Annotated in this window: 10 protein-coding genes; 6 read left to right on the top strand and 4 right to left on the bottom strand. The window is 52.2% G+C overall.

The features are described from left to right. Nucleotides 1-5 precede the first annotated feature (5 nt). Entirely contained in the window at nt 6-1,085 is a 1,080-nt protein-coding gene (locus AUMI_RS01975) for a polyprenyl synthetase family protein (protein WP_096380729.1), read from the top strand. Nucleotides 1,086-1,092: 7 nt separating this feature from the next. On the opposite strand, the gene AUMI_RS01970 is transcribed toward AUMI_RS01975, so the two are convergent. After that, complete coding sequence (locus AUMI_RS01970) at nt 1,093-1,440, bottom strand: Rv2175c family DNA-binding protein (RefSeq protein ID WP_096380727.1); 348 nt, start codon at nt 1,438-1,440, stop codon at nt 1,093-1,095. Nucleotides 1,441-1,573: 133 nt separating this feature from the next. Here AUMI_RS01970 and AUMI_RS01965 point away from each other — a divergent pair, with 133 nt between their 5' ends. Together AUMI_RS01965 and pknB are read left to right on the top strand one after the other, a co-directional pair. Next, complete coding sequence (locus tag AUMI_RS01965; RefSeq protein WP_096380724.1) at nt 1,574-2,182, top strand: LysM peptidoglycan-binding domain-containing protein; 609 nt, start codon at nt 1,574-1,576, stop codon at nt 2,180-2,182. Between the two features lie 86 nt (nt 2,183-2,268). After that, the gene (gene pknB, locus AUMI_RS01960; RefSeq protein WP_425338942.1) at nt 2,269-4,155 is read left to right on the top strand and encodes a Stk1 family PASTA domain-containing Ser/Thr kinase; all 1,887 of its coding nucleotides are present in this window, start codon (nt 2,269-2,271) and stop codon (nt 4,153-4,155) included. Between the two features lie 9 nt (nt 4,156-4,164). Here pknB and leuS read toward each other — a convergent pair whose 3' ends face one another. Continuing rightward, nucleotides 4,165-6,684, bottom strand: coding sequence for a leucine--tRNA ligase (gene leuS, locus AUMI_RS01955; RefSeq protein WP_096380719.1), 2,520 nt, complete (start codon nt 6,682-6,684; stop codon nt 4,165-4,167). Between the two features lie 4 nt (nt 6,685-6,688). Further along, nucleotides 6,689-8,044: an anthranilate synthase component I family protein gene (locus AUMI_RS01950; protein WP_148664043.1), complete on the bottom strand. Its 1,356-nt coding sequence runs from the start codon at nt 8,042-8,044 to the stop codon at nt 6,689-6,691. A gap of 17 nt (nt 8,045-8,061) precedes the next feature. Here AUMI_RS01950 and AUMI_RS01945 point away from each other — a divergent pair, with 17 nt between their 5' ends. From AUMI_RS01945 to AUMI_RS01935, 3 genes are read left to right on the top strand one after another with little or no spacing between them, the layout of a single operon-like run. Continuing rightward, entirely contained in the window at nt 8,062-8,832 is a 771-nt protein-coding gene (locus AUMI_RS01945; protein WP_096380714.1) for an aminotransferase class IV, read from the top strand. Next, entirely contained in the window at nt 8,829-9,512 is a 684-nt protein-coding gene (locus AUMI_RS01940) for a DedA family protein (RefSeq protein ID WP_096380712.1), read from the top strand. The genes AUMI_RS01945 and AUMI_RS01940 overlap by 4 nt, the downstream gene beginning before the upstream one ends. Before the next feature lie 20 nt (nt 9,513-9,532). Beyond that, nucleotides 9,533-10,603, top strand: coding sequence for an App1 family protein phosphatidate phosphatase (locus AUMI_RS01935; RefSeq protein WP_231951798.1), 1,071 nt, complete (start codon nt 9,533-9,535; stop codon nt 10,601-10,603). On the opposite strand, the gene hflX is transcribed toward AUMI_RS01935, so the two are convergent. Next, on the bottom strand, nt 10,600-12,111 hold the full coding sequence (hflX, locus tag AUMI_RS01930; protein ID WP_096380710.1) for a GTPase HflX: 1,512 nt from the start codon (nt 12,109-12,111) through the stop codon (nt 10,600-10,602). The two genes, AUMI_RS01935 and hflX, sit on opposite strands and share 4 nt — an antisense overlap. Nucleotides 12,112-12,146: the final 35 nt, after the last annotated feature.

Raw genomic sequence — 12,146 nt, 5'->3', positions numbered from 1 at the left:
GGCGCATGCGTGACCAGGACACTTGGGTTGAGCGAGTCAATGCTCGTATCGAGCACTTCATCACTGACCGTGAATCTATTGTGCTTGAGGTCTCCCCTGATTTGAAACCATTTATTGAGTTTTCACGGCTCTTTCTCAGCGGCGGAAAACGCTTCCGCGCACGCTGTGCACTCCTGGGATACGGCACACAACATGACCAGACCCCTGAGAACGTCATAGATGTAGCCAGCGCGCTGGAAATCTTCCACGCTGCAGCGTTAGTTCATGACGACATCATGGATAAGTCTGATACTCGACGTGGTGCGCCTTCAGCGCATCGTCGTTTTGAGTCGTTGCACAAGCAATCAGGTTGGGCAGGGACTGGGGATGACTTTGGAACATCCTCAGCGCTTCTGCTGGGTGATCTGTTGCTGGCATTTAGCGATGAACTTTTTTCGCAAGGTTTATCTGATTCCACCAACATCTCTGCCGCCCAGGCTTCTCGGCGCGAATTTGACCGAATGAGAATTGATGTCACGGCTGGGCAGTATCTCGACATTGTCGAAGAGCGAGCATGGCCCGTGGTCGACAAACTTGATGCCCTCACTCGAGCTCAACGTGTTGTTATCTACAAGTCAGCAAAATATTCCATTGAAGCCCCTTTGGTTATCGGGGCTGCCTTGGGCGGCGCCAGCATCCAGCAGCTAACCTCCTTGCGTGAAATTGGCCTACCCCTGGGTATTGCTTTCCAGCTGCGTGATGATCTTCTTGGAGTTTTTGGTGACCCAGCCGTAACGGGAAAGCCAGCTGGTGATGACCTGCGCGAAGGTAAACGAACCGTACTTATTGCTTTGGCACAACAGGAACTTCCCGCTACCGCTATCCGACTGATGGATGAACTTCTCGGCGATGAGTCCCTAGATGACAACCAGATTGCTACGCTGCAAGCAACCCTCACCAACACCGGTGCAGTAGACAAACTTGAGGCCATCATTGACGAACAAGTTGCACTTGCCCGCTCCGTTATTGCTCAAGCAGGCTTCAACCAGGATGCAACCACAGGGTTACTCAATCTTGCCGAGTTGGTTTCTCAGCGCTCTGCCTAGGGTTTCCTTAGAGAAGTGCTTGAGCAACTCGACGCACTTCAGCCTTACGTCCAGCCTTGAGTGCTTGTACTGGTGAAGTTCCCAGAGATTCTTCATCTGTGATTAGCCACGTGACAAGTTCGTCACCGTCGAAACCGCAATCACGCAATAAAACGATTGTTCCTTGCAGCGGATGAAGCGGCTCGCCCTCGTGAATGAAGTCGGCAGGAACTTTGAGAACTCCATCAACTCGCGTTGCAGCCAACACATTGTCTTCGAGCATGCGGCGCACATTGCTTTGGGTAACGCCGAGCAGTTCAACGAGATCTGGAACGGTGAGCCACTGAGTTTCGGGGTGTTCTTGAGCTTTAACCACAAGTCAAGAGTGCCACAGGTCGCGCAGGAGAACGAACTGAGGCCTTTTTGCGACACGCCGAATTCACTCAAGGTTAACCTTCAAGTTAAGGTGAAGACTTAGCCAATCTTTTAATGGGGAGAGGAGCGTGCATATGGCTGAACATACCTACCGTTCAAACCACGAAACGCTCTCCTCCTCAACCCCTCGTAAGGGTAAAAAATTCAGGAAAATAGCTGCTATTCCCGTTGCCATCGCCACCGCGACAAGCATGCTTTTCACTGTGCAATCTGCCCAAGCAGATCAGCTTCCCAAAATTGAGAAGCTCCCCAAAGCCAAATCAGACCTCCCCCACGCGCACAGAGCTACCCATGTCACTCCCGCTGCTTTGCGCTCAGATAAGTACACCGTTGTGGAGGGCGACACTGTTCGAAGTATTGCTCAGGCACATGCCATCTCCTCGGCTGAACTACTCGCCGCAAACGGTCTGAGCTGGAAAACGATGATTTTTGCGGGCCAACAGCTGAACATTCCAGCATCTTCCAGTGGAACAGAAACGGCAGAAGTTGGCGAAAGCATCATTCGCCACTCGGTCGTATCTGGAGAAACCCTGGAAGCCATCGCACGCAACTACAACGTTCAACCTCGAGCAATCATGACCGCGAACGGTCTTGACCGTTCAAGCAGGCTTGTTGTTGGTCAACGTCTCGTCATTCCAGATGCGCAACTCATGAGCAGTCTGCCTGCCGCAGCAAGCGCATAAATCCCGACCACACACCGGTGTTTCACAGCGTTTTACCACTGCTGGCTACATAGACTTTCGTTGTGACTACTGCCTCCGAAGACCCCATGATCGGTCGTCTCATCGACGGCAGGTATCAGGTCAAGTCACGTATTGCCCGTGGAGGTATGGCCACCGTTTATCTGGCTACAGATTTGCGTCTGGAACGACGCGTTGCCGTCAAGATTATGCATGGCCATCTTGCAGATGACAGCGCATTCAAAGCTCGCTTCGTTCAAGAAGCCCGCTCTGCAGCTCGGCTTGCACACCCCAATGTTGTAAATGTTTTCGACCAGGGACAAGATTCTGAGATGGCCTATCTGGTCATGGAATACCTGCCTGGGATTACACTGCGAGATCTCCTCAAGGACTACGGCAAGCTCACTCCCGAACAAACCGTTGACATTATGGATGCGGTCCTGCGGGGGCTGGCTGCAGCTCACGAATCAGGCATAGTTCACCGTGATCTCAAACCTGAAAACGTACTTTTAGCCGATGACGGCCGCATCAAGCTTGGTGATTTTGGTTTAGCCCGCGCGACAACAGCAAATACTGCTTCCGGACAGGCCCTTCTGGGAACTATCGCATACCTCTCCCCCGAACTTCTGACCCGCGGGGTTGCAGATGCACGAAGTGACATCTATGCCATCGGCATCATGATGTACGAGATGCTCACCGGAGAACAACCCTTCAAGGGCGAGCAGCCTATGGCTGTGGCATACCAGCACGCCAATGACAAGGTGCCTGCGCCTTCCTCTGCCAACCCGGCAATCCCTGTCGAACTTGATGAGATTGTTGCCTGGGCAACAACACGATCACCTGAAGGGCGCCCGGAAAATGCGGGAATTCTTCTCGACAAGCTGCTCCAAGCTGAAAAGGTCATTCGGACTGGTTCTTCCTATCAAGACCTCTCAACGCAGCAAACAATGGTCATGCCAGCCGGAATCTTGGCCAGCGCTGACGACGAGACAAAAGTTTTCTCCACAGGCGCTCTTGCTGGCTTGAACCGCAAAGTAGCCACCGATGACCCCGTGGGCTCCCTCAAAGAGGTTTCGGATTCACGCCGGGTCCGTGGCTTTTGGATTTTCGGAATCACTATTGTCTTAGCTGTTCTGGGTGCAACTGCCGGCTGGTTCTTTAGCGTCGGCCCCGGCTCACTCGCTACAGTTCCTGCTGTTGCAGGTATGGCTCCGGACGATGCGCGAAAGATTGTAGAAGAAGCAGGTTTCACCACTGCACTGGTGGAAGCCAATGACTCCACAGTCCCTTCGGGCAAAGTTATTGGAACTGATCCGCCAGAGAATTCTTCTGTAACCAAAGGTTCTGAGATCAAGGTCATCGTTTCCTTGGGGCCCAAGATCATTGACACCCCAGCTTTTGCAGGGATGACAGAAGCCGATGCCACAAAACAGGCCAAAGAATTGGGATTGAAACCCAAGACAGCCTCTAAGCAGTTCTCTGCCGATGTTGTTGCAGGTAGCGTCATTGCTGCTCTGGATGCTGCAGGTGCCCCACTTCCTGCCAAATACCCAGCGGGCTCGGAAGTTCAGTTTGTTGTCTCCTTGGGTGCTATTCCTCAAGTAGCGGGTTTGAGCGTGACTGATGCTACAAAGGCACTCACCGATGTCGGTCTTGTTGTTGGAGCCAGCTCAGAGGAATTTAGTGACAGCGTCCCTGCAGGAACTGTCATCTCTCTATCGGTTCCCGAGGGTGTGGTCACGACGGGTACGAACGTGACCTTGATTGTCTCTAAGGGACCTGACCTGGTTCAAGTGCCCAATGTTTCCACTGGAAGCATGGACTTCAATGAGGCGATTTCCAAGCTTCAAGCCGCAGGATTCACCTATTCCACAGACGTCGATCCCGCTTTGTTCTCAAAGCGCACGGTGAAGACACAAACACCTGCAGCAGGAACCATGGCTAAGCGTGGTTCGAACGTGTTTATCTCGTTCTAAGTACCAGTACTAAGCCGCAGGCTTGGTTGCGATACTGACAATCTTGGGCGCTCGAACAATCACGTTCACAATCTCGCGGCCCTCTAGAGCCCTGACCACTCCGGGAAGTTCCCGAGCTTGAGTCTCTAGATCTACCTCGGCAATATCTGGAGAAACTTCAAGACGGTCACGAACCTTGCCATCGACTTGAACGACACAGGTCACAGAGTCTTCGACCAAGAGTGCAGGATCTGCTTCTGGCCACACTGCGTGGGCAACAGTGGGCTGGTGTCCTAATGCTGCCCACATATCCTCGGCGGTATATGGTGCATAGAGATCAAGCATCATGGCAATAGTCTCTGCGGATTCACGAACAGCCGGATCAGCGGCTCCCACACCTGAGTCAATAGCCTTACGGGTTACATTGACGTGCTCCATCAGTCGCGCAACCAAAACATTGAACTTAAAGCTTTCAACAAGACCTGGCGCTTCTGCTAGCAGGTGGTGCGTGGCCTTACGCAAAGCAACATCACCGGTGGAAAAATCAACACCCGGGGCACTGGCAACGTCTTGAGCAATGCGCCATGCGCGAGCTAAGAAGCGGTTAGAAGCAGCGGGTGAGACATCTGCCCAGTCGATGTCGTCTTCAGGAGGACCGGCAAACGCCATGGTCAAACGAACGGCGTCAACGCCATGCTCCTCAAGTTGCTCGGAGAGCTTGACAATATTGCCCTTGGATTTACTCATTGCTGAGCCTTCCATCAACACCATGCCCTGGTTGAGGAGGTTAGTGAAGGGCTCTTCAAAGTCGATATAACCAAGGTCAAAAAGAACCTTGGTGATGAAACGCGCATAAAGCAAATGCAAGATGGCGTGGGTCACACCGCCGACATATTGGTCGACTGGAGCCCACTTCTTTGCCAGTTGTGGATCAAAGGCCTGAGTGTCATCATGGGGCGAAAGGAAGCGTAAGAAATACCACGAGCTATCGACAAAGGTGTCCATAGTGTCAGGGTCACGACGTGCAGGTGAACCGTCTAGTGGGCTGGGGACGTTCACCCAGTCTTCAGCAGCACCCAGAGGCGAGGAGCCCTTGGGCTGTAAGTTCAAGCCTTCTGTGGGGGGAAGAACAACAGGTAGCTGGTCTTCTGGAACAGGAATCTCGGTGCCATCTTCAGCGTGAATAATCGGGATTGGGGTTCCCCAGTAACGCTGTCGAGAAATCAGCCAGTCACGCAGACGGAAGTTCTTAGCAGCCTTACCAGTACCCCGCTCGGCGAGGATTTCAATTGCTTTCGCTATTGCTTCTTTTTTGGTCAAGCCGTTCAGTTCAGCAGAGTTGATGAGTTTGCCCTCACCACCGGTTGCAATCCCGGTCACAGCTGGGTTGTTGTCAATGACGTTGCCATCTTCATCAGTTCCTGCAGGAACATCCACGACAATCTTGATGGGCAGGTCATATGCTCGGGCAAAGTCCAAGTCGCGCTGGTCATGCGCAGGAACGGCCATGACGGCGCCATGTCCGTAGTCCGCGAGCACGTAATCTGCGGCCCAAATGGGCAAACGCTCCCCGTTGACAGGGTTGATGGCATATCGACCTAAGAAAACGCCGGTCTTGGGGCGGTCGGTTGCCTGGCGTTCAATTTCTGTCGCCTTTTGAACTTCGGTGAGGTATTCCTCGAAGGCAGCCTGAATCTCAGGCGTAGCACCAGCTGCGAGCTCAGAAGCAAGATCCGCATCAGGCGCAACAACCATGAAGGTTGCACCGTGGAGAGTATCAGGACGCGTCGTGAACACAGTTACAGGCGCATCGCGGCCTTCGATGACGAAGTCAACGTCAGCTCCAACTGAGCGACCAATCCAGTTGCGCTGCATGGTGAGCACCTTGGCAGGCCACTGACCTTCAAGAGTGTCGAGGTCATCCAGTAGGCGATCTGCGTAGTCGGTAATACGGAAGTACCACTGAGTGAGTTTCTTCTTGACCACAATTGCGCCAGAACGCTCAGAGGTACCATCAGGAAGAACCTGCTCATTTGCCAAAACGGTCTGGTCTACAGGGTCCCAGTTAACCCAGCTGTCTTTGCGGTATGCCAGACCCTTTTTGTACATCTGCAGAAACAGCCACTGGTTCCACTTGTAGTACTCAGGGTCTGAAGTGTGAATGACACGAGACCAGTCAAAACTAGTTGCGTAGCGACGCATCGAACGCTTCTGCTGGTCGATGTTGTCATACGTCCAGGTCACAGGGTTGAGTCCGCGCTTGATTGCAGCGTTCTCCGCTGGAAGCCCGAAGGAGTCCCATCCGATGGGATGCAAAACGTTGTGGTCACGGTGACGCCAGTAACGGGCAATCACGTCACCAAGGGCATATGCCTCGGCGTGCCCCATGTGTAGGTCGCCAGAAGGATACGGGAACATGTCCAGGACATATTTGCGTGGGCGTTCATCCGTGGGGTCGTCAGAGCGAAACGGCTCAATCTTGTCCCAAATAGGAAGCCATTTTTCTTGTATTTCCGCGAAGTTATAGGTCGCGCCCTCGTTCTCAGACATCCTTCTAAGAATACCGGTTTGAAACCACCCCTAATGCCTTCAACAGCGGAGCTATCTTGATTCTGGTCTCTTCCAACTCAGCGTCAGGAATCGATCCGCTGGTTATTCCGCCACCTGTGCCAATAATTGCTCCCTGGTCCGTCAGCACAATACTGCGAATAACCATGGCGAAGTTGGCAGCGCCATCAATGCCAAGGTAACCAAAAGCACCTGAATAAATACCTCGAGGACCCTGCTCCAAGTGATGAAGCAAAGTCATTGCACTAATTTTCGGGGCGCCAGTCATGGATCCCGCAGGAAATGACGCCTCTAGAGCATCAATAGCGGTCATTCCTGGAGACAACTGCGCGGTGACTGTGGAGACAAGCTGATGCACATTTTCATAGCTTTCAACGGTCAAGAGCTCCTCAACCGTGACTGTCCCCAGCTGGGCAACTTTGCCAATGTCGTTACGCATCAAGTCGACAATCATCAGATTTTCAGCGCGTTCTTTTTCACTCGTAACGAGTTCTTCTGCGAGCGCGATGTCTTCCAGTGAAGTAAGACCCCGCTTTCGCGTCCCCTTGATGGGCTTTGTCGTGATTTTGCCTGCTGTGTCAACGGTGAGGAAAACTTCGGGACTACTCGAAAGTAATGCGACATCCTCAAAGACGAGGATTCCCCCATGGTGGCTGGGATTTTCTTGGCGCAGTGAGAGATACACCTGTGTGGGATTGAACGTTCCAGAAACCATCGCCTGATTAGTCAGGCAAAGCTGGTATGCATATCCAGCAGTAATGGCGTCCAAACATTCTTGGACCATCTGCTTATAGCGCTCGGGTTGATGGCGCCACTCAACACGGTCAATAAAGCTTGTGTGATCGACTATGTGACTGTTCGGTTGAGAAAACAGCTCTTGAATTTCAGAACACTTCAGTTGGGCCTGGTCATCGCTCCCAAGGTAAAGAAGATCAACTGCATGACGTGAATGATCAAATTCAAGCGCCCAGTCCAGGTATACGAAATAGGCGTCGGGGGTCAGAGAATCCGCTGTAGGGACACCTGCAGTATGGGAAGCAAGCTCATAACCTAGCCAACCGACCCAGCCCAGGGCGAAACCGTTTTCTGCGGCGACAGAAGTATCAACTGCGAAATCGTGTTCAATCTCGGTTCTGAGTCGTTCAAAAATGGTGACATCACCCTCGGCAACTTTTTCCATCAGAACTTTTGTGGTGGGAAGTGAAATGTAGGACAGACCAGTTGTTGCTTCAGGCCCTGCATCAAGCCAAATTGACCGAGGTTCGTCAGAAGAAAGCGCGCGATACGCCACAGCAGGATCAACCCACTTCTGAAGTGGCACTCGCCGTAAACGTTCGGTCACCGTACTAGCCTAGGGCTGTGGATGTCTTACGTTTGCGCTGGAATGGCACAGAACTCGTGGATATCACTGGGGCGCCTGAAATACCCCTCTATGTCGCAGATTCATTCTTTCTGGAAGACGGGAAGGTTGTTGGCTACCAGCGCCATCTTGAACGCTTCACCACCTCCACACAGCGTCAAGGTTTGGTTCGCTCGGTGGATCCTTTTTTGGAAAAGGTCACTACAGCACTCCCTCGGGAGGGTAAGTGGTTCCCACGCATAGATCTCACCGAGCGTGGCGAGCTCGAGGTGTGGATTCGGCCAGCTCCACCACTGAAACAATCACTCGTGCTCTCAACCTCAGCAACGGATCCACGGCAAGAACCAACAATCAAAGGACCCGATATCCCTGCCCTGAACGAGATACGTGCTCAAGCACAAAATCAGGGAGCTGATGACGCGGTCATCCTGGATTCGCGAGGCCGAATCGTGGATGGTTCAACCACATGCCTTGTGTGGGTTGAGGGGCACAGAGTAGTTATTCCCCCGATGGAAGCATTACGAGTCGACAGCATCACCGTCAGTATCCTCAAAGACATTCTGCAAACCCAAGGCATTGCAATCGAGGAAGGATGGGCAACACCTGCCGATATTGAAGGATGCGAGTTGTATGCACTCAATGCACTTCACGGCATACGTTCAGCACTTTCTTGGGTTAATGGTCCAACATTAAGAGTGAATCATGAGCGCCTTAACGTGTGGCGCAATTTTTATGCTGGCCAAACTGAAAAACTTCCGGTGACCTCATGAATGACATCATCAACTACCTGCTCGCTTTAGTTGCATCGATTGATCCAATAACCAGAACACTTTTGGCTTCGTTCCTCATCATGTTGGAAACCTCCTTCCTGGTGGGGCTCGTGATTCCAGGTGACACAGTAGTCATCATTTCCTCAACAGCAATTAGCAGCTTTCCGGAATACATTTTCATGGTCGTCATGGTCATCATTGGATCGCTCACAGGCGAAACCATTGGTTTCTTTGTTGGAAAGTATTTTGGCCCACATATTCGTCGCAGCTGGTTGGGCAAAAAGATAGGTCACCATCGCTGGGAACAAGCGGAAAACTACATCGACCGCCGCGGTGGGATTGCTGTGTTTGTCTCTAGGTTCTTACCCATCCTGCATTCGATGGTGCCGCTGACTGTGGGCATGACACGAATGACGTATAAGAAATTCATCGCGTGGACAAGTGCCTCCTGCACAATTTGGGCCGTTGTCTATGTAACTTTGGCCGCAGTTCTCAAAGATCAATACGAGGCCTTTGCCGCTAAGTATGACTGGGCAGGCTTCCTATTTTTAGGCATTGTCGTCGTCATCATCATTGGGTTTGCCCTGATCAAAAAACGTATCGAAAAGAGCCAAGAGCGCTACATGGATGAGCCTGGAGATCACGACCCCCGCACGGTCGAAAATCCTCTCGGCTCCTAATTCGTGGCAAACTGAACGACGTGAAGAGCAAAAAGCCCTCGACCGCTGCAGAGCTGACCCAAGATGTCATACACCGCGCAGCTCGCATCGAGGACCGCTTTCACGCTTATCGGGAAAAGCGTGCCCGCAAGCGCGGCTATGCCGTCACTGTTGTCCCCTACCCCGGTTACGGCACAACCGAATGGGTTCGTGTTCTCTGTCGTGTTCTCCTCACAAGAAATCCTCGACCTGGTTCGCGTGCAGCGAAGAAAATGCAGAAGCGGTCAGAGAGCGTCCGAGGCTGGCGTTCTTTCACCTCTGTTCCCATCAATGAGGTCAGTGTCACCATCGCCATCAACGGCTATGAAACTACTGTCCTTGCTGACCGTGGCGGCGTCGTTGACGTGCAGCTGCCCATGAAGCTCACACCTGGTGAACACATTGTGAGAATTCATTCTGAGGACTCTGAAGTCGCAGAAGCAACTATTTATGTCATTTCTCCCACTGCATCTGTGGGTTTGGTATGTGATGTTGATGACACCGTCATGGTGACGGCGCTGCCACGTCCTTTTTTAGCTGCCTGGAACTCTTTTGTGTTGGACGAACACGCCCGAGTCCCCACCCCTGGAATGGCTGTTTTCCTCTCCCGAGTCGCCCGCATTGAACAGGGTATGCCCGTGGTGTATCTCTCAACCGGAGCATGGAATGTTGCTCCGACCTTACGCAGATTCCTTGGCCGCAACTTGTATCCGCAAGGAACACTGCTCCTGACAGACTGGGGCCCCACTCACGACCGAATGTTCCGCTCAGGGCGCCAACACAAAGAAACACAACTTCGCCGGCTAGCTTCAGAATTTCCCCATGTGAAATGGATTCTTGTCGGGGATGATGGCCAGCATGACGAGTCCATTTATGCCGCTTTCGAAAAAGACGTTCCTACCAGTGTGAAAGCTGTTGCTATTCGCCAGCTCTCCAACGGTGAGGCAGTTCTTGCCGGAGGTCGTAAGAAAGCTGAAGAACACAGCAAAGCAGGTGATGCCCCGTGGGTCTACGCCCCAGACGGTGCTGGCTTGGCAGCACAATTCAAAGAATTAGGAATTCTGCCCGACTAAGCAGGAATAAATTGCTCGAACTGAGGCAAATCTGATTTTTTGACGCGCGCATGAATGAGCGTTCCCTCTTCTAGATATTCAGTTGAATCAATCACTGCTTTAGCGTGAAGGGCAGAAACAACTTCGCCCCTGTCATAGGGAACAACTAAAACAACAGGAACATCAGGGGTTGGAATACGGTCGGCAATCGTCTGAAGGACATCTTCAATGCCTTCCCCGGTGCGGGCCGAGGCAAAAAGCGCGGAGGGTTCTAATCCTCGAAGTAGAAGCCTGGTGTTGTCATCAATGAGGTCAGATTTATTGAAAACAATCTGCTCAGGAATGTCGGAAGCATCAGCTTCACCAATGACGTCCCTGACAGTCCGAATTTGTGAGGCAGGATCTGGGTGGGACGCGTCGACGACGTGAATGATGAGGTCAGCATCAGCTACCTCTTCGATTGTGGAACGGAAGGCTTCAACGAGTTGGTGAGGAAGATTTCGGACAAAACCCACTGTGTCGACGAGAGTGTAATTTCTCCCGTCGGCAGTTTTTGCCTGACGAACAGTGGCATCCAAGGTGGCAAATAAGGCATTCTCAACGAGCACACCCGCTCGTGTAATGCGATTGAGAAGTGAAGATTTACCGGCATTGGTGTATCCGGTGATTGCTACTGAGGGAATGGCGTTGCGTTTACGGTTTGCTCGCTTGGTGTCACGCGCGGGTTTCATCGCGGCAATCTGTTTACGCAATTTAGCCATGCGTGTGTTGATTCGACGGCGATCTAACTCAATCTTGGTTTCACCAGGACCACGAGAACCCATACCTGCCCCAGCGCTACCGACTTGACCGCCAGCCTGGCGGGACATCGATTCACCCCAACCACGCAATCGAGGAAGCATGTATTGCATTTGGGCCAGTTCGACCTGAGCTTTACCTTCTCTGCTTTTGGCATGCTGGCTAAAAATATCAAGAATGACAGCAGTTCTGTCAATGACTTTGACCTTTACCTCGTCTTCCAAAGCACGACGTTGGGAAGGTGCCAACTCAGTATCTGCCACGACGGTGTCAGCCCCGAGTGCAGCAACGAGATCTCTGAGTTCTTGAGTTTTTCCTCGACCTAAATATGTTGCAGGATCTGGCATTGGACGCATTTGGATGACACCATCAAGCACTCGCGCACCTGCTGTTTCACACAGCGCCGCAAGTTCACGCAAAGAGTTTTCGCCATCTTCTGTTTGACCTTTGGGATAAACCCCGATGAGGACTACGTTTTCAAGTCGAACCTGACGGTATTCAACCTCAGTAACATCTTCGAGTTCAGTAGAGAGACCTTGAACACGGCGCAGCGAAATACGGTCTGCTAAATCCTGTTGTTGGCCGTCAAAAGAATCATCATGAGTTACAGCAACATCATCGCTCAAAGCCTGCGCCCGACCAGAAGAAAAGACGGAAACACGTGCTTGATTTTGATTACCGGCGCGAGCAAGCACGCGGTCTACGATCTCATCGGAGGATTCACTACTCATTACCTCCAAGATAGCGCTCAATGCTAGGGATTTAC

This window comes from Aurantimicrobium minutum, assembly GCF_002355535.1.
Taxonomy (GTDB): Bacteria; Actinomycetota; Actinomycetes; order Actinomycetales; family Microbacteriaceae; genus Aurantimicrobium; species Aurantimicrobium minutum.
Note: the sequence above shows the minus strand (reverse complement) of the source record. Positions and strands in the feature narration are given on the sequence as shown.

Coding starts and splice junctions, on each gene's coding strand:
- AUMI_RS01975 (WP_096380729.1), top strand. CDS start 6: ATGCGTGACCAGGACACTTGGGTTGAGCGAGTCAATGCTCGTATCGAG.
- AUMI_RS01965 (WP_096380724.1), top strand. CDS start 1,574: ATGGCTGAACATACCTACCGTTCAAACCACGAAACGCTCTCCTCCTCA.
- pknB (WP_425338942.1), top strand. CDS start 2,269: ATGATCGGTCGTCTCATCGACGGCAGGTATCAGGTCAAGTCACGTATT.
- leuS (WP_096380719.1), bottom strand. CDS start 6,684: ATGTCTGAGAACGAGGGCGCGACCTATAACTTCGCGGAAATACAAGAA.
- AUMI_RS01940 (WP_096380712.1), top strand. CDS start 8,829: ATGAATGACATCATCAACTACCTGCTCGCTTTAGTTGCATCGATTGAT.
- hflX (WP_096380710.1), bottom strand. CDS start 12,111: ATGAGTAGTGAATCCTCCGATGAGATCGTAGACCGCGTGCTTGCTCGC.